Raw genomic sequence first — 16,823 nt, forward strand, 5'->3', positions numbered from 1 at the left:
GCCGTGGCCTTGTTGCGTGTTGGTTTCACGCTATCTTCCGATCATGCAACTATCTCATTGGATGAACCAGATGGCCACCTCGCGGTGTGCTGGCAGGTCGCCCTTCCCCCGCCGTATTCGGCATGTTAACGGGAGGGCTGATCGAGAGCGGCGGATGGGTCATGACGCGATTTGATTGTCCCGAACCCCGATTCGCCTGATAAAGCCGCGCGAGATGCACCGAACAATCGTCCTGACCGGTATCGCGGCATTGCTGGCCGCCACATCCATCGCGCTGGCCGTGCCGGCGCGCGCGCAGATCGGCACCATTTTCTCGGATCCGGTTCCGCGCCCGCCCGGCAACATTCCGCGCCGCGGAGAGCCGATCCCGCCGCCTGACGAAGAGGAAGACATCCCGGAGCTGCCGCAGGGCCGCGTGCTGCCGGCGCCGACCCGTCCGCCGCCAGGGCAGGGCGCCGCGCTGCCGGGTCCGGTCCAGTCTCAGCCGCTGGCGCCGCCGCCGGGAACGACGGTCGTGCCGCAGACCAATCCGCCGGTGGCGGTCGCGCCGCCGCCCGGCCAGCCGGGGGCTGCGCCGGCTCAACCGGGCCAGCGCCAGGTGCCGCCCCGCGGTACGCCCCAGAATGCGGCGATCCCGCCGAACGGCGCGGTGCCGCAGACGCCCGCCACCATTCAGCCGGGCGACGAGGTCGTGACCGAGCCGCCGGCGCAGAAGATCGTGAACAAGAAGGCGAGCTTTTCCGGGCTCGACAAGATCACCGGCCGGATCATCAATTTCGACGAGGAGATCGGCGAGACCGTGCAGTTCGGCGCGCTCAGGGTGAAGACCGACGCCTGCTACACGCGGCCGGCCACCGAGGCCGCCAACACCGACGCCTTCGTGCAGGTCGACGAGATCACCCTGCAGGGCGAGGTGAAGCGAATCTTCTCGGGCTGGATGTTCGCCGCCAGCCCGGGCCTGCACGGCGTCGAGCACCCGATCTACGATATCTGGCTGGTCGATTGCAAAGAGCCGCAGACCACGGTCGTCAGCGCAGCGCCCGATCAGAAGCCCGCAGCCCAGGCTCAGCCGGCCCAGAAGCGGCCGCCGCAGCAGAAGCAGGCCGCACCGCGGCCGTCGGCGCCGCCGCCGCAATACCAGAGCCAGCAGTCGGCGCCACCTCCGCCGCCCCAGGCCGGTGGACCGTTCGGCGGGGTGTTCCGATAGCGGGCCTCAGCCGCGGCGGGCGATGATCGCCAGGGCCTCGTCCCCGGAGATCGGCCGCTCGACAGGGAGCCGGACGAAATTGGCCGCGGGGCCGGTCAGCGCCTTTTCGAGCAGGGCCGTGTAGCGCCGGCGTGGGATCTCGACCGCGCCGAAGGTCTTCAGGTGCTCGGTGACGTATTGCGTATCAAGCAGCTCGAAGCCGCCGGCGATCAGCCGCGCCACCAGATGCACCAGCGCGACCTTGGACGCGTCGCGCGTGCGGTGAAACATGCTCTCGCCGAAGAAGGCGCGGCCCAGGCTGACGCCATAGAGGCCGCCGACCAGCTCGCCGTCCTGCCAGCATTCCACGCTGTGGCAGTGGCCGATGGCGTACAGGCCGCTGTAGAGCTCGCGGATGCGCCGGTTGATCCAGGTGTCCTCCCGGCCAGGCTGCGGCGCGGCGCAGCCATCCATCACCGCCTTGAAGGCCTGATTGACGGTGACGGTGAAGGCCTCCGAGCGAACGGTGCGGGCCAGCCGCGATGCCACCCGAAAGCCCTCCAGCGGGATGACGCCGCGCAGCTCCGGCTCCACCCAGAACAAGGTCGGGTCGTCGGCGCTCTCGGCCATCGGGAATATGCCGCAGGCATAGGCACGCAGCAGGACCTCGGGCGTGATCTCGGACGCTGCGGAGTCGCGCGAATTCATCGGAACAGTCTAGCAGGATGCCGCGGGCGGCGCGATGGTCCGTTGGTCACACCCGGCCCGTGGAGCGTATGTCTCAGCCCAGCGCGGCTGCGGCCGGCTTCGGCATGTCCTTGACGAGGCGGAAGCGGACGACGATCTTGGTGCCCCCATGGCTCGGATCGGGTCCCACGATCGCATCGAGCTTGGTCGCCATGGCGCTGACGATGCGCTGCCCCATGCCGGTCGACCGCGGATCGCTGGTGGCGTTGAGGCCGACGCCGTCATCGGCGATCGACAGCACGACGTCGCCAGCCTCCAGCTTCAGCTCGACGTGAATGGGGCCGGGCCCGTCGGGATAGGCGTATTTGACCGCGTTCATGACGAGCTCGTTGACGACGATACCGATGGCGACGGCGCGATCCGGGTCGATCTCGATCGCCTCGCCCCTCAAGGTCAGTCGTGACATCCGGTTGCCCTCGGCCGAACGCCTGAGGTCGTCGAGCAGGGCGTCGAGATACTGGTTGAGCAGCACGCTGTTGAGGTCGTGCGAGGTGTAGAGGCGGCGATGCACCTGGGCCACCGCGGCGACCCGGCCCATGGCATTGGTGAGGGCGGCCTTGACGTCGTTCTGTGTGCTCGAATTGGCCTGCAGATGCAGCAGCGAGGCGATGATCTGCAGCGAGTTGCCGACGCGGTGGTTGACCTCGCGCAGAAGGACCTCGCGCTCGGCAGCCAGTGCCGCGTAGCGGTCGCGCGAGGCGCGCACCTCGGCTTCTGCCTCGTCGCGGGCCTTCTGCAGCCGCGCCTGGCGCAGCGCGCCCTCAGCGGCAACCTGCAGCAGCGGGATGAATTCGCCCTGGACGTCCTTGACCAGGTAGTCTGCGGCGCCGGCCTTCAGGGCGGTGACGGCAATCTTGGAATCCTGCGAGGCCGTGACGAACACGACCGGCGGAGCATCGGGCAGGGCCATGATGCGCTCCAGCGTCTCCAGCCCGTCCAGCCCCGGCATGTATTGGTCGAGCGCCACGACATCGACGCCGCCGAGCGCGATTCGAGCGAGCCCCTCGGTGCCGCCAGGGGCATGCTCGACCGTAAAGCCCAGCCGTTTGAGCCCGCGATCCACCAGCCGCGCCAGCGCCGCGTCGTCGTCGATGTAGAGCAGCGTGGGTGCGGCGGAGCTCATGCGGCGGGCGGAACCTGGATGACGGAGAAGAACAGGCCGAGCTGGCGAATGGCGTTGGCGAAACTCTCGTAGTTGACGGGCTTGGTGATGTAGACGTTGCAACCGAGCTCGTAGCAGCGCTTGATCTCCTGGGAGTCGTCGGTCGTGGTCAGAATCACCACGGGCGCGCTCTTCAGGAAGCTGTTCTGCTTGACCAGCTTCAGGATGTCGATGCCGGTCATGTCCGGCAGATTGAGATCCAACAGGATCAGCAGGGCATTGCCCTTGTGATCCAGGCCGGTGCCGTCAGCGCCCAGCAGATACTTCACCGCGTCTGTACCGTTCGTGAACGGCTTGATCTCATTGTTGACGCCGGAGCGGCGGATGTTGCGCTCGATCAGGCGGGCGTGGCCTTCGTCATCCTCGATCATGATGATCGTCACGGGCATGGTCATCGGTCTGAGTTCCGGTTTGAGGCGTTCCAGTTGATCGGGAGCGTGATGGTGAACGTGCTGCCCTGGTCGAGCTCCGACGCGACCGACATGGTTCCACCCAGCCGGCGCACCAGGGCGCGGACATGGGCCAAACCGATCCCCTGACCCGGGCGATCCTGGGTCCCGGCGCGGCGGAACAGATCAAAGATACGTTGATGGTCCCTGGGATCAATCCCCCGGCCATTATCCGTGATCTCGAAGATCGCGAAACCGAGCTTGGTGCGGGCGCGGACGGCGATGTCGCCGGGGACTCCCGGCTTGAGATATTTGATCGCGTTGTCGATCAGGTTCGAAAAGATCTGCTCCAGCGCCAGACGATCGCTGACGATGGCGGGCAGCGGTTCCACGCGAACGGTCGTATCGGTCTCCGCCGCCTGATGGGCGAGCGTCGACACGATGCCCTCGATCAGCTCGCGGGTGTCGATCCGCGCCGGCACGAATTCCCGGCGGCCTTCGCGGGTCAGATTGAGGATCGCCGTGATCAGGCGGTCCATCTTGGCGATCGAGGATTTGATGAAGCCGAGCGCTTCCGAGAAATCCTCCGACAGCTGGCGGTCGGCGCCTTCCAGCTCCGGCTCAGTGCCTTCGGCCGGCGGCGGCGCGTCCGATGCAACCCTCGCGAGCGTCGCGATGCGCCGGAAGATGTCGTTGCGCAGCTCCTCGAGCTCGCTGGTGAAACCCATGATGTTGACGAGCGGCGAGCGCAGATCGTGGCTCACGATATAGGCGAACCGCTGGATCTCCTCATTGGCCTCGCGCAGGTCGGCGGTGCGCTCGTCGACGGTGCTTTCGAGGTTGAGATTGCTGTCGCGCAGTTGCGCCTCGGCTTCGTCCCGGGCGCGGGTCGAACGGCGGACCAGGAGCACCGAGATGACGGCGAGCACGACGACCAGCGTCGAGCCGGTGACGGTAACGATCGTCGCCAGCTGCTGGCTCTTGTCGGCATTGGTGGTTCGCAGCGCCAGCAGGCGCTCCTCCTCGCCGCGCATCGCCTCGGCGGTGATGCGCATCGTCGTGCTGCTGTCGGTCGAGCCAACGTCGCGCACCAGCGCCACGGCGCCGGGAAGATCGCCCGCCGCAACCAGGGATTTCTCACGATCGAATTGCGCAAGCCGCATCTCGATGACGCTGCGCAATTTGGCGAGGTTCTCCAGCTGCGCCTGGTTGTCGGCAACGAGCGTCGCCAGTTTGTCGAGCAGGGGCCGGATCGCGGCGACGGCGGCTTCGTGATCCCTGAGGAAATCGGGGCTCAGGGTCAGCAGATAGGCGCGGGCGCCGCTTTCGGCGCGGCGCACTTCCAGCAGCACTGCATTGATCTGGTTTTCGGCCTCGATGGTGTGCACCACCCAGGCGCTGTCGCTGCGGGCCTTGTTGACCAGCAGCGCCGAGGCCGTGCTGATGATGACCAGCACCACGAAGCCCGCCGATAACAGCAGGATCTGCCCCAGTGTGCGCCGATGTCTGATCTCAGGCGCCACCGCGTACTCGCTTGTGTATCAGAATCTGTCCCCCTCAGCGGAACCGCCGACACAGCAGAACGCGTCGCCGGCCGAAGAGTTCCGGCGATGGAGGTAAAATTATTGCACAAGGCGGTCAGTCCGCCTTCTGGCCGACGAGATACTGCTCGAGCCAATGGATGTGGTAGTCGCCGTCGATGATGGCGGGCTCGCGTACCAGCGCCCGGAACAGGGGCAGGGTGGTCTCGATGCCGTCGACGACCATCTCGTCCAGCGCCCGCCGCAGCCGCATCAGGCACTCGACGCGGGTCTTGCCGTGGACGATCAGCTTGCCGACCAGCGAATCGTAATAAGGCGGGATCACGTAGCCCTGGTAGACCGCCGAATCGATGCGCACGCCGAGGCCGCCCGGCGGGTGGTACTGCAGGATTTTGCCCGGCGAGGGCCGGAAGCTGACGGGGTTTTCCGCATTCACGCGGCACTCGATGGAGTGACCGTTGATGACGACAGCGTCCTGGGTCGTCGGCAGGTCGCCGCCGGCAGCGATGCGGATCTGCTCCAGCACGAGGTCGATGCCGGTGATCATCTCGGTGACGGGATGCTCGACCTGGATGCGGGTGTTCATCTCGATGAAGTAGAACTCGCCGTCCTCATAGAGGAATTCGACGGTGCCGACGCCGATATATTTCAGCTCCTGCATCGCCTTGCCGACGGTGTTGCCGATCTTGGCTCGGGCAGCCGCGTCGAGCACCGGCGAGGGGCCTTCCTCCCAGACCTTCTGGTGGCGGCGCTGCAGCGAGCAGTCGCGCTCGCCAAGATGGATGGCGCCGCCGCGGCCGTCGCCGAGCACCTGAATCTCGATGTGGCGCGGCTTCTGCAGGTATTTCTCGAGATAGACCGACGCATCGCCGAAGGCCGATTTGGCTTCGTTGGCCGCGGTGGTCAGCGCCAGCTGCAGGTCGGCCTCGGTGTGCGCGACCTTCATGCCGCGGCCGCCGCCGCCAGCGGCGGCCTTGACCAGCACCGGGAAGCCGATCTTCTTGGCGATCACCATCGCATCCTGATCGGGCGTCACGGCACCGTCCGAGCCGGGCACCACCGGGATGCCCAGCCGCTTGGCGGTCTTCTTGGCCTCGATCTTGTCGCCCATCAGGCGGATGTGCTCCGCCTTCGGTCCGATGAAATGCAAATTGTGGTCGGACAGGATCTCGGCGAAGCGCGCATTCTCTGACAGGAAGCCGTAGCCGGGATGGACGGCGTCGGCGCCGGTGATCTCGCAGGCGGCCAGCAGCGCCGGGATGTTGAGATAGCTGTCCTTCGACGGTGGCGGGCCGATGCAGACGCTTTCGTCAGCGAGACGCACATGCATGGCATCGGCGTCTGCGGTGGAATGCACCGCGACGGTGGAGATGCCGAGCTCCTTGCAAGCCCTGAGAATGCGGAGAGCGATTTCGCCGCGATTGGCGATGAGGATCTTGTCGAACATGGGGCCTCGGGGGCGAGTAGCGAATAGGGATTAGCGAATAGGGAACGGACAGCTATTCGCTATTCGCCATTGGCTATTCGCAGTTATTCAATGATCACCAGCGGCTCGCCGAACTCGACCGGCTGGCCGTCCTCGACCAGGACCTGCGTCACCGTGCCGGCGCGCGGCGACGGGATCTGGTTCATCGTCTTCATGGCCTCGATGATCATCAGGGTCTGGCCGACTGTGACCTTGGAGCCGATTTCAACGAACGGCTTGGCGCCGGGCTCCGGCGCCCAATAGGCAGTGCCGACCATGGGCGAGGGCACGACGCCCGGATGCTTGGTGAGATCGGCGCCGGCAGCCGCGGCGGCGGCGACAACCGGCATGGCGGCGGCCGCTGCCGAAACGGCCGAAGGGACGGCCGCAGCAATGGTGACATTGCGGGCGACGCGGATGCGCAAGCCGGCCCGCTCGAGCTCGATCTCGGTCAGGCTGGTCTCGTCCAGCAACGCCGCCAGCTCGCGGATGAGCTGGCTGTCTTCGGACTTGGCCGTGGTCTTTTCGTCGGGCTGGGGCGCCATGATCGTGATCCAGAAACCTTGTGTGACGTGAGGACGAGGAACGTCAGGCGAGCGCCTTGACGTCGGTCTTTGCGGAGCTGTTGGCACCAATTTTTGCCGCGAGGCCGGTGATGGCCAATCGGTAGCCATCGATTCCAAAGCCACAAATTGACGCAAAAGCGGCCTTGGCGGCGAAAGCGTGGTGCCGCCCGCTCGCGCGGGCATGGATGTTGCCGACGTGCACCTCGACCGTAGGGATCTTTCCCCTCGTGAGCGCATCATGAAGCGCAGGAGAGGTATTCGAGTATATGCCGGCATTCAGGATGATGCCAGCCACGCTCTTGGTCCGGGCCTCGTGAATGGACCCCACCAGTGCGCCCTCGTTGTCGGATTGGCGGCACTCGGTCGTCAGCCCGAAGCGGGCTGCCGTCTCCCCGCACAGACGCTCGACTTCGGCCAGCGTGGCGTGGCCATGGTGGTCCAGCTCGCCGGCACCCAGCAGGTCAAGGTTGGGTCCATTGAGCACATAGATCGTCTTGTTTGCGTCTTCGGCCATTCCCGTTCCGGCGGTGGTGACGACGGTGGCCGGCGTTATAGGTAACAAAGCCGCCAAGGGAAAGCCTTTCGGCACTGCCGATGGGGATAGGCGGCCCGATCCGTCACACGAAAAAAATGCGCCAAGTCCCGGAAATGGCTCATTAACTACCGTGGAATGCACCCTGCACGCCATGCGTGTGATCCGGCCGTATAGAAAGGGGGCGGGCATTGCGGCCCGCCCCCTTCGCGTCACCTGCCTGGTCGGGGATCAGGTGTCGAGGACTGCAACGATCTCGTGGGTCCGCGGATCGAGCACGATGATCTGCTCACGAACCAGGACGTAGTCATATCCGCGCCATTCCGGATAGATCGTCACGACTTCGGTCGGGAGCGGGTAGAAACGGACGTCGCGCGGCACGCGGGTGCCGACCGAGATGTTGAAGTTCACGTTCGTCACCGGCTCGACGCGCTGGCTGCGGATCACGGTCGTGATCTTGGTCCGCTGCTCGGTCGAGAGCTTCGCGCTGGCGCCGGCCTGTCCCGTCGTGGTCTGCGAGCGATCGCCGCCAGTCTTGGTCTCGGCGTTGGTGCTGGTGCCGGTCTTGCTGTCGCGGCCCTCGGCCTTCATGTTGTTGTCACGGCCCTCGTGGCCTTCGGCCTTCATGTTCTTGCCGCCGCTCTTGTCGGTCTCGGAGCTCATGCTCTTCGAATTCGGGCCCTTCATACCCTCGTCAGCGCGCTGCCCCTTCATCTCGGCGCCGGACTTCATCTCTGCGCCGGATTTCTGGCCCGGTTGGCCCGAGCGCATCTCGGACGAGCCGCCCGCTGACGGCGCGGCGCTGTCCCGGTTCATCGGTGCGCCGCCGCCCGCTGCGCCGCCCTGCATGGCAGCGCCGCCGGACTGACCGGCCGCACCGCCCGCGCCTTGCGCATGAGCGAGACCTGCACCCGCCAGGAGCGCGATTGCAGCAACTGATACCATCAAGCGATTGGTCATTCTTTATCCTCCTCTGTATTGGCACTGCCCGCGCCGACAACGGCAGGGGGTTGGAGTCGTTCCGTTTGCGTCCGTTCGTTCCTGCAAAATGTCGCGGCTCGCGACTTTATGAACCGACGCTCAGAGACATGAATGAAGAATGACGATCTGCTCTCGTTACGCTTGGCGCTCCTTTGCGTAGCGGACGAGCGCCAGGAAGCGATAGAGGCCGTGCACGAACTTGCCATAGGGCAACGTGACGAACAGCGCGAACACGGCGCCGAGATGCAGCGCGAGCAGCAGGCCCATCGCGCCGGTCTCGCGCAGGAGAAGCAGAGCAAGGCCGGAGGCGCCGGTCAGCATGAGCATGGCGAGGAACGCGACGTCCATGCCACGGCTGCCGGGATCCATCATGGCCGGATCACGCCTGCGCTTCGCGGCATGGAGGCCGAGCGGGCCGATCACGATGCCGAGTCCACCGAGGGTGCCGAGCACGACCGGCAGATCCCACAGCGGGTAGGGCGCCTCGCGATGCAACAGATAATGATAGAGTGTCGCGGTGCTGGTCGAGGCGAAGCAGAGCATGAAGCCCCAGAACGTCAGATGGTGATAGAACCGCCTGCTGTCGTTCGGTCGCTCATCCGCGTTGTAGCAGCCGACGCCGCCGCCATCGAGGTAGCGCAGGCCGGCCGCGTCGCGCACCGCCTGCAACAGCGGACGGGGCTCCGCGAGCGTCGCGGTGGGCTCGCCGATGTCGTTCCAGAATGCCCGCGCTCCCATGATGAAGGCGACGGTCGCCCACAGGAAGGCCGCGCCGAACAAGAGCGCCATCGCGCCGTGAGGCATCAGGGCATAGAACGATCCCGGGCCATGCCGGCTCGCAAACAACGCCTTGGGATCGCTGACTGCCACGAAGCCGAGGATGAACGCGGCGATGCTGACGACGGCGATCAGCGACACCGCAAGTCCGTTGCGCCGGAACAGCGGCGCCAGCGCCCGTGGCCACGCATAGTCGGCGTAGCTCTCGTGCCGCACCCGGGCGAGCACTGAGGGGACACAGACGTCGAATTCGTGCGGCGGCGAGAACTGGCAGTCGACGTAGCAGGCGCCGCAGGAATGGCAGAGATTGGCGAGATAGTTGAGGTCGCCGCCGCCGAACGCGCGGCGCATCTCCATTGCCGGAAATACTGCGCAGAGGCCCTCGCAATAGCGGCAGGAATTGCAGATCGTCATCAGGCGATCCGCCTCGGTCAACGCCTCACTGCGCTGCATGTCTTGCTGCTCCACGGCCCGCGATGCGTCCGAACACACTGCCGATCGTCATGCCGATGCCGGCGGCATAGCCGCGGCCGAGCACGTTGCCGGCCATGATCTCGCCGGCGGCATACATGTTGTCGGCCGGTCCGCCGGTCTTCATGATCATCTTCGCCTCGTGGTCGACGCGGACGCCGAGATAGGTGAAGGTGATGCCGGGGCGGACGGGATAGGCGTAGTACGGACCGGTGTCGATGCGGCGCGCCCAATGCGATTTGGGCGGCGTCAGGTTCTCGGTGCGGCAATCGTCGAGGATGTCGGGATTGAAGCTGCCGTCGCGCACCGATGCGTTGAACTGCGCGACGGTGGCGGAGAGCCTGTCGGGATCGAGGCCGAGCTTGCCGGCGAGTTCGCCGATATCAGCCGCTTCGATCGCCGGGTAGAGCGAAGGCATGAACAGTTTGGCGGATTTGGCATCGAAGATGATGTAGGCGATCTGGTCCGGCTGCATGGCCACGAGCCGCCCCCAGATGGCATAGCGCTTCGGCCAGACGTCCTCGCCCTCGTCATAGAAGCGCAGCGCGTCTTTGTTGACCACGATGCCGAACACGACGCAGTCGAGCCGGGTGATGATGCCGCCATCGAATTTCGGCGCGCGTGCATCGATCGCCACGGCATGGCACTGGGTGGGATCGCCGGTGCTGTCGACGCCGGCGCCGAGCAGCATGTCGAGCACCGTGCCGCGGTTGTTCGGCGTGCCGCGGATCAGGAAATTGCGGGCGATCTCGCCCCAGCCCTCGACCAGTCTGTCGATATTGGATTCGAAGCCGCCGGCGGCGGCGACCAGCGCCTGGCCGCGGATGCGCATCCGACCGCTGCTCTGCTGCACGATCGCCGCGCGGAAATGATCATCTTCGATCTCCAGCCCCACCACTTCCGACTCATAGAGAACGTCGACCCCGAGCCGCTCTGCCGTGAGATACAGCGCATTGAGCATGGCGCGGCCGCCGCCGAGGAAGAACGAGTTGGTGCGCCCCAGGCTCAGCGTGCCGCCGAGCGAGGGCTGGAAGCGCACGCCCTGTTCGGCGATCCAGTCGAGCATCGCCTTGGACTCGCGGATCATCATCCGCGCCAGCTGCTCGTTGGTCTGCCCCTCGGTGACGCGCAGCAGGTCGTCCCAGAACTCGTCCTCGGTGTAGGGACCGCTCAAGGTCGCCGTTGCCGCGTCATGGGCACAGCGCATGTTGCGGGTGTGGCGGGTGTTGCCGCCGCGATAGAACTTCGACGCCGCCTCCAGCACGATCACCGACGCGCCGGCGCGGCGTGCGGCAATGGCGGCACACAGCGCTGCGTTGCCGCCGCCGACGACCACGACGTCATAGGAACCGGGATGGTGAGCGAGGTCGTCCCCAGCCGTCATGACCGATCCGTCCTGCCGTGCGCGCTCACGCAGCCGAGAGCGCAGTCGCAAGAACGGAAGCCATCAACGTGCGTGCCGAATTCGAACATGGAAATTCGTATACTATTGTATACAAAAATATGCAAGAGAAGCTGTCGTTCCGCGCGCGCATGTGAGACATTGCCGCCATGTCCTCCGAAGGCCCGGCCCTCACCATCGATCGCGACAACGTCTCTCTCGGGGAGGCGGTGTTCCGCGCTCTGTGCCAGGCGCTGGAGAACGGCCTCTATCGCTCCGGCGACCGGCTGCGCGAGGATGAGGTGGCGCAGAAGCTGAACGTCAGCCGCACGCCGGTTCGCGAGGCGTTCGGCAAGCTGGTAGCCAAGGGCTGGGTGCAGCCGGCCGGCGGCCGCGGCCTGATCGTGCGCAGCCTGGACCAGAACGAGATCCTCGAGCTCTACGCGATGAGGGAGATTCTGGAGGGCGCCGCGGCCCGGCTGGCCGCGCAATATGCGGTGCAGGCCGAGCTCGCCGCACTGCGCGACATCCATGCCCGCTTTGCCAGTGGCGAAGACGGCGCGATCGAGCTCGCACGTCTGAACCGGCTGCTGCACGGCGCCATTCAGCGCGCCGCCCGCAACCGCTATCTCGATGCCGCGCTCGAAGACATGCACGTCGCGACGGCGCTGCTGGGCACCACGACCTTCGCTGCCGAGGGACGTCCGGCGACAGCCGCGGCGGAACATGGAGAGCTGATCGAGGCGATTGCGGCCCGCGATCCGGATCGGGCCGAGACGATCGCGCGGAGCCACATCCGCGAAGCGCTCCGCACCCGGCTCGGCATGAGGTCGAGATAGCCCAGGGCAAGAGCGGGGAAGCCCTTCGTTGCTCTCGATGCTGAACATGCGCGGCTGAAACATGAGGGTTGCTCGCTCTTCGCCTCGGGGACGCACCACCGCTGCCTCGCGGCGCAATCGCGTCCGAGCTTTGACTTCTGGACATGCCCTCTCCTCGAAGAGGGCACGGGGAATGCCGGGAGCTGGCCGCCCCCATGGCCCGCCTGCAGAAAAAAATGCAGGCGGCAGGTACCACAGGTTCAGCCGAGACATCCCGGCATTCCCCGCGCGATGGTTGGAACGGCTGCTTCGCGTTCTCCCCGGTGCTCCGGGCTTGTTGGCCACCGTCGGCCGCAGGACTCGTCCAGCCCTTCGACCTTGACACCAGCGTCGGGGTGTCAGGACCACGCGACTTGACCGTGCGCATCGTGCCGTTCGTCCGCGCGGATAACCACGCTGCAGCACCAACACGCCCACCACATCCCGCCTCAACGTCCGTGACGACCGCGAAGCGCCCCTCTGATCGAGACGGGACGGCGACAGAAAATCACGAATTACGATAAGGCGAAAGATGAATGTTTTTCGCGAGAGGACTGGACAGGGGTGATCGGCTTGAACGCGCGCGCGAAATCAGTTTCCGGGCGCACGCCGTTTGATGCCCGAACGGGGCGGCCAAGCCTTCCGTTCGGAAAAGGCGTGCCCGACGGGCGACTCAGCACTCCGCCAGCATGCTCTGAGTTTTTCGTCACGCTGTTTCCACATCGTCATGTGCCGGGCATCCACGTTCAGCCGCGCATGCCGAACGACGTGGATGGCCGGGACGAGCCCGGCCATGACGAATTGGAGGCGGGCGAGCGCAAGATGGCGAATGCGGAATGGGCGAGGGGGATCTGGCGCAGAGTTCGCAGTCCGATCCCCAACGATCTTCAACGGTGCCCAAGGCCCCGAAGGCTCTGAGGGCGCAGTCTGTATCCTCAGGGGCCGGCTTGTCCTGTTCGGCTGGTCCTGCCCAAGCAAAAGGCCGGCTGATCCAGCCGGCCTTTCGTTGATGTCCATGATGTCGACGTCGTCGGCGAGGCCGTGTCAGCAGCTCGCCTTGCCGCAGCGTGCGGTGCTGATCTTCTCGCGCAGACCCTCGACGCCGACGGCGCCGATCACGACCTGTTTGCCGATCACGTAGCTCGGCGTGCCGTTCATGCCCATCTCCTCGGCGAGCTTGAAGTTCTCTTCGATGGTCGCCTTGGCTTCGGGGCTCGCCATGTCCTTCTCGATGCGGCCCATGTCGAGCCCGATCTCCTTGGCGACGGCGAGTGCATGGGCCTTGTCGGCCTGGCCACGGCCGCCCAGCAGCTTCTGGTGGAAGTCGAGATATTTCTGCGGCGCCTGCATGCGGACGGCGACCGCGACCTGGGCCGCCTCGACCGAGCCCTGGCTCAGCACCGGGAATTCCTTGAGCACGACCTTCAGCTTCGGGTCGCTCTTCATCAGCTCCATCATGTCGAGCATCGCACGCTTGCAGTAGCCGCAATTGTAATCGAAGAATTCGACGAAGGTGACGTCACCGTCCTTGTTGCCGACCACGACGCCGCGCGGCGAGTTGAAGATGGCATCCGCGTTCTTGGCGATGCCCGCCTCGTGTTTGGCCGCCTCGGCCGCCGTCTGGCGCTTCTGCAACTCGGCCATGGCCTCCTCGAGCACCTCGGGATGCGAGATCAGGTAGTTCCTGACGATCGTCTCGATCTCGCTCCGCTGGCTGTCGGAGATGCTCTCTGCCGACGCGACCTGCGGGGCCCCGCTGAGCGAGAGCGCGAGCAACGCCGCGGGGAGGAGCGTGCGGAATGACGGCATGAAGGAGGTCCTCTTGGTCAAAATGATCGGGTCCTTGTCGCGGGTCTGTCGGTAGTCTGGTAATTCGGTGCAGATGATAGCAGTATTGTGTCCGGTCTACTGGTTCGAAAGCGGCTTCGAGGCGACGATGTCGTCGGCTTTCACCCATCCGGGAGAGCCCACGGCAAAGCGGGTTTTTGCACGCGAAGCGAGTTCTCGCGCCGTCTTGTTGTCACCGCGCAGGAAGGCCGCCTGGGCCGAGGCGAGATCCGCCTCCGCATAGTCGCCCTTGCGGCCATAGGCCATCGCAAGCTGGGAATAGCCGAGCGGCGCCTCGGACTCGCGCGCGACGGCCGCGCGCAGGATCGCGATGGCCTCCTCTGTGTAGGCCTTGTTCTCGGATGCCACCAAGGCCTGGCCAAGTAACATGTTGATGAGCGGCGCGTTATTGGAGAGCTGCGCCGCCTTGCGCAGCGGCGCGATCGCCTCGCTGGGGCGTCCACCTTCGAGCAGGGCCTGGCCGCGGACCTCGTAGAAATAGGCGTTATTGGGCTGCACCTGGATCAGGGCGTCGATCTGGCTCAGCGCGCTGCGCAGGTCGCCATGGAGGTAGGTCGAGATCGCCCGGGCATAGCGGGCCGGCATGCCGTTGTCGGACAGCGGATAGCGCCGGGCCACCGTGTCCGGCCGCTCCATGAAGGCCGAGATCTTGGCCCGGACCATGTCGTGGCGCAGCTGCAGCGCGGCATCGTCCTTCTTGTCCCAATAGGGTGACTGCCGCGCGAGGCCTTCCAGCGCCTCGACACGGTCGGCCGGCATCGGATGCGACTGCAGATAGGGGTCGGCGCCGCGGGCCGCGAACAGGCTCTCGTTGGTGAAGCGCTTGAAGGTCTCGTACATGCCCTTGGGCGACTGGCCGGTGGCGCTAAGGAATTTGACGCCGGCACGATCGGCGTTCTCCTCCTGCTGGCGCTGATAGGACAGGAGCGAGCGGCGGATGACTTCGCCCGGAGCCGAGAGCGTCGCCGCGCCGGCATTGGCCAGACCGCTATTGCTGCCGCTGCGGGCGCCGACGGCGAGTGCACCGGCGCCGAGGATGGTGGCGATGATCATCTGGGTCTGCGCCGTGGCGAGCTGCTGGCGCAGCTTGGCGAGATGGCCGCCGGCGAGATGCCCGGTCTCATGCGCGAGCACGCCGATCAGCTGGTTCGGGTTTTCCGACTGCATGATCGCGCCGTAATTGACGAAGATCCGACGGCCGTCCGCGACGAAGGCGTTGAACGACGAATCGTTGATGATGACCATCTGGATGTTCTGCTTCTCGAGGCCGGCAGCGCGCAGGATCGGCCGGGTATATTCCCGCAGCAGAATCTCGGTCTCGGTGTCGCGCAGGATCGGCGGTCCCTTGCCCTGCTGCGCCGAAACAGGCGCCAGCGGCGCCAGAGCCACGGCCGCCGCGACGATTGCGGCAAGTCCGCCGGACCATTTCTTGCGAAGCACGATGGGGAGCAACATCAGGCGATCTTTGCAATTGGCGCGAGGCTCGATACGGGCTATTGCCCACCAAACTGCGGAATGCGGCTCATCTGCGGCGAATGAGGCTCACGCCTGCCGGTTCAGAGAGCGGGTCCGAACAGCGGGGGTCAATAGCAGAATTCCATGGTGGATGCGACAGTGATACCGACATTGGAACAGAGGATCGCCGCCCTGACCGCGCCGTCCGGACGCAGCAATGTTCCGCCGTTCATGGTGATGGACGTGATGGCCGCGGCCGAGCGGATCGAGGCTGATGGTGGTCATGTCATTCATATGGAGGTTGGCCAGCCGGCTGCGCCGGCGCCGCGCGCCGCGATCGCGGCGGCGCACGCGGCACTCGACCGGGCGCGCATCGACTATACGTCCGCACTTGGCATCTCGTCGCTGCGACAGCGGATCGCGCGGCACTATCGCGAGACGCATGGCTGCGAGATCGATCCGGCGCGAATCGTGATCACCACGGGATCGTCGGCCGGGTTCATTCTGGCGTTCCTGGCGATGTTCGAGCCCGGAGATCGCGTGGCCGTCACGGTGCCGGGCTATCCGCCGTATCGCCACATCCTGACGGCGCTCGGCTGCGAGCCGGTGCTGATCGAGACCACCGCCGAGAACCGCCATGCCCTGACCGGCGAGGCGCTGCTCGCCGCCCATCGCAAGACGCCGCTGAAGGGCGTCCTGGTCGCGAGCCCCGCCAACCCGACGGGGACGATGATGTCGCGCGAGGCCCTGGGCGGTGTGATCGCGGCCGCACGCGATGCCGGCATCCGCTTCATCTCCGACGAGATCTATCATGGGCTCGACTACGCCTTTCCCGCGGTCACGGCGGCGGAGTTGTCGGCCGAGGCCCTTATCATCAATTCGTTCTCGAAGTACTTCTGCATGACCGGCTGGCGGATCGGCTGGATGGTGGTGCCGGAGGCGCTGGTGCGCCCGATCGAGCGGCTGCAGCAGAACCTCGCGATCTCGGTGCCGACCTTGTCGCAGATCGCGGCGGAAGCGGCATTCGACGGCCGGGCCGAGATGGACGCCATCAAGCACGGCTACCAGGAGAACCGCCGCATCCTGATCGAGGGTTTTCCGAAGGCCGGCCTGACGCGGTTCCTGCCGGCCGACGGCGCCTTCTACCTCTACGCCGATGTCTCCGACTTCACCTCCGACAGCTTCGACTTCGCCAAGCGCATGCTGGCGGAGACCCATGTCGCGGCGACGCCGGGCGTGGACTTCGACCCGATCCATGGCCGCAGCTTCGTGCGCTTCTCCTATGCACGCTCGGCTGAAGACATGCGCGAGGCGGTGGCCCGGATCGCCCGCTGGCTCGGCTAGGCCGATTGCAGCAGGCGTCCGCCCTTCGTCGTCATTGACTTGGCCGCGACAATTTGTCTGAGGTGCGCCCCGCAAGGGCGCGGGACACGCGGGCCCGACACAACGAAGGTGGATGAGGCCA

General features: G+C 65.9%; 15 protein-coding genes. 3 read left to right on the forward strand and 12 right to left on the reverse strand.

Features of this window, described 5'->3' with window-relative positions; translation table 11 throughout:
• Nucleotides 1-214: 214 nt before the first annotated feature.
• Nucleotides 215-1,207, forward strand: coding sequence for a DUF2155 domain-containing protein (locus ACQR1B_RS23135; RefSeq protein ID WP_434833872.1), 993 nt, complete (start codon nt 215-217; stop codon nt 1,205-1,207).
• A 6-nt stretch (nt 1,208-1,213) separates the two neighbouring features.
• On the opposite strand, the gene aat is transcribed toward ACQR1B_RS23135, so the two are convergent.
• The 10 genes from aat to tcuA form a co-directional block, all read right to left on the reverse strand.
• Nucleotides 1,214-1,894, reverse strand: coding sequence for a leucyl/phenylalanyl-tRNA--protein transferase (gene aat, locus ACQR1B_RS23140; protein WP_434833873.1), 681 nt, complete (start codon nt 1,892-1,894; stop codon nt 1,214-1,216).
• A gap of 73 nt (nt 1,895-1,967) precedes the next feature.
• Nucleotides 1,968-3,056: a sensor histidine kinase gene (locus tag ACQR1B_RS23145; protein ID WP_434833874.1), complete on the reverse strand. Its 1,089-nt coding sequence runs from the start codon at nt 3,054-3,056 to the stop codon at nt 1,968-1,970.
• Nucleotides 3,053-3,490: a response regulator gene (locus tag ACQR1B_RS23150; protein WP_434833875.1), complete on the reverse strand. Its 438-nt coding sequence runs from the start codon at nt 3,488-3,490 to the stop codon at nt 3,053-3,055. Before ACQR1B_RS23150 ends, ACQR1B_RS23145 begins: the two co-directional genes overlap by 4 nt.
• Nucleotides 3,487-5,007, reverse strand: coding sequence for a sensor histidine kinase (locus ACQR1B_RS23155; protein ID WP_434833876.1), 1,521 nt, complete (start codon nt 5,005-5,007; stop codon nt 3,487-3,489). Before ACQR1B_RS23155 ends, ACQR1B_RS23150 begins: the two co-directional genes overlap by 4 nt.
• A gap of 115 nt (nt 5,008-5,122) precedes the next feature.
• Complete coding sequence (gene accC / locus ACQR1B_RS23160) at nt 5,123-6,472, reverse strand: acetyl-CoA carboxylase biotin carboxylase subunit (protein ID WP_434833877.1); 1,350 nt, start codon at nt 6,470-6,472, stop codon at nt 5,123-5,125.
• An 83-nt stretch (nt 6,473-6,555) separates the two neighbouring features.
• Nucleotides 6,556-7,035, reverse strand: a complete 480-nt coding sequence (gene accB / locus ACQR1B_RS23165) for an acetyl-CoA carboxylase biotin carboxyl carrier protein (protein ID WP_434833878.1) — start codon at nt 7,033-7,035, stop codon at nt 6,556-6,558.
• Nucleotides 7,036-7,078: 43 nt separating this feature from the next.
• Nucleotides 7,079-7,570, reverse strand: coding sequence for a type II 3-dehydroquinate dehydratase (locus ACQR1B_RS23170; protein WP_434833879.1), 492 nt, complete (start codon nt 7,568-7,570; stop codon nt 7,079-7,081).
• A 249-nt stretch (nt 7,571-7,819) separates the two neighbouring features.
• On the reverse strand, nt 7,820-8,548 hold the full coding sequence (locus tag ACQR1B_RS23175; protein ID WP_434833880.1) for a DUF1236 domain-containing protein: 729 nt from the start codon (nt 8,546-8,548) through the stop codon (nt 7,820-7,822).
• Between the two features lie 156 nt (nt 8,549-8,704).
• On the reverse strand, nt 8,705-9,799 hold the full coding sequence (gene tcuB, locus ACQR1B_RS23180) for a tricarballylate utilization 4Fe-4S protein TcuB (RefSeq protein WP_434833881.1): 1,095 nt from the start codon (nt 9,797-9,799) through the stop codon (nt 8,705-8,707).
• Nucleotides 9,786-11,201 (reverse strand): FAD-dependent tricarballylate dehydrogenase TcuA, encoded by a 1,416-nt coding sequence (gene tcuA, locus ACQR1B_RS23185; RefSeq protein WP_434833882.1) that lies wholly within the window; start codon nt 11,199-11,201, stop codon nt 9,786-9,788. The genes tcuB and tcuA overlap by 14 nt, the downstream gene beginning before the upstream one ends.
• Nucleotides 11,202-11,368: 167 nt before the next feature.
• Here tcuA and ACQR1B_RS23190 point away from each other — a divergent pair, with 167 nt between their 5' ends.
• Nucleotides 11,369-12,037, forward strand: a complete 669-nt coding sequence (locus tag ACQR1B_RS23190; RefSeq protein WP_434833883.1) for a GntR family transcriptional regulator — start codon at nt 11,369-11,371, stop codon at nt 12,035-12,037.
• Nucleotides 12,038-13,099: 1,062 nt separating this feature from the next.
• Here the strand turns inward: ACQR1B_RS23190 and ACQR1B_RS23195 are convergent.
• Together ACQR1B_RS23195 and ACQR1B_RS23200 are read right to left on the reverse strand one after the other, a co-directional pair.
• Nucleotides 13,100-13,864, reverse strand: a complete 765-nt coding sequence (locus tag ACQR1B_RS23195; RefSeq protein ID WP_434833884.1) for a DsbA family protein — start codon at nt 13,862-13,864, stop codon at nt 13,100-13,102.
• A gap of 96 nt (nt 13,865-13,960) precedes the next feature.
• Complete coding sequence (locus ACQR1B_RS23200; protein ID WP_434833885.1) at nt 13,961-15,358, reverse strand: M48 family metalloprotease; 1,398 nt, start codon at nt 15,356-15,358, stop codon at nt 13,961-13,963.
• A gap of 144 nt (nt 15,359-15,502) precedes the next feature.
• Here ACQR1B_RS23200 and ACQR1B_RS23205 point away from each other — a divergent pair, with 144 nt between their 5' ends.
• Nucleotides 15,503-16,702: a pyridoxal phosphate-dependent aminotransferase gene (locus tag ACQR1B_RS23205; RefSeq protein WP_434833886.1), complete on the forward strand. Its 1,200-nt coding sequence runs from the start codon at nt 15,503-15,505 to the stop codon at nt 16,700-16,702.
• Nucleotides 16,703-16,823: the final 121 nt, after the last annotated feature.

The sequence above is a fragment of the Bradyrhizobium oligotrophicum genome (assembly GCF_051168495.1).
GTDB lineage: Bacteria > Pseudomonadota > Alphaproteobacteria > Rhizobiales > Xanthobacteraceae > Bradyrhizobium > Bradyrhizobium oligotrophicum_A.

Coding starts and splice junctions, on each gene's coding strand:
- aat (WP_434833873.1), bottom strand. CDS start 1,894: ATGAATTCGCGCGACTCCGCAGCGTCCGAGATCACGCCCGAGGTCCTG.
- ACQR1B_RS23150 (WP_434833875.1), bottom strand. CDS start 3,490: ATGACCATGCCCGTGACGATCATCATGATCGAGGATGACGAAGGCCAC.
- accB (WP_434833878.1), bottom strand. CDS start 7,035: ATGGCGCCCCAGCCCGACGAAAAGACCACGGCCAAGTCCGAAGACAGC.
- tcuB (WP_434833881.1), bottom strand. CDS start 9,799: ATGCAGCGCAGTGAGGCGTTGACCGAGGCGGATCGCCTGATGACGATC.
- ACQR1B_RS23170 (WP_434833879.1), bottom strand. CDS start 7,570: ATGGCCGAAGACGCAAACAAGACGATCTATGTGCTCAATGGACCCAAC.
- ACQR1B_RS23175 (WP_434833880.1), bottom strand. CDS start 8,548: ATGACCAATCGCTTGATGGTATCAGTTGCTGCAATCGCGCTCCTGGCG.
- ACQR1B_RS23145 (WP_434833874.1), bottom strand. CDS start 3,056: ATGAGCTCCGCCGCACCCACGCTGCTCTACATCGACGACGACGCGGCG.
- ACQR1B_RS23200 (WP_434833885.1), bottom strand. CDS start 15,358: ATGTTGCTCCCCATCGTGCTTCGCAAGAAATGGTCCGGCGGACTTGCC.
- accC (WP_434833877.1), bottom strand. CDS start 6,472: ATGTTCGACAAGATCCTCATCGCCAATCGCGGCGAAATCGCTCTCCGC.
- ACQR1B_RS23205 (WP_434833886.1), top strand. CDS start 15,503: ATGGTGGATGCGACAGTGATACCGACATTGGAACAGAGGATCGCCGCC.
- ACQR1B_RS23135 (WP_434833872.1), top strand. CDS start 215: ATGCACCGAACAATCGTCCTGACCGGTATCGCGGCATTGCTGGCCGCC.
- ACQR1B_RS23195 (WP_434833884.1), bottom strand. CDS start 13,864: ATGCCGTCATTCCGCACGCTCCTCCCCGCGGCGTTGCTCGCGCTCTCG.
- tcuA (WP_434833882.1), bottom strand. CDS start 11,201: ATGACGGCTGGGGACGACCTCGCTCACCATCCCGGTTCCTATGACGTC.
- ACQR1B_RS23190 (WP_434833883.1), top strand. CDS start 11,369: ATGTCCTCCGAAGGCCCGGCCCTCACCATCGATCGCGACAACGTCTCT.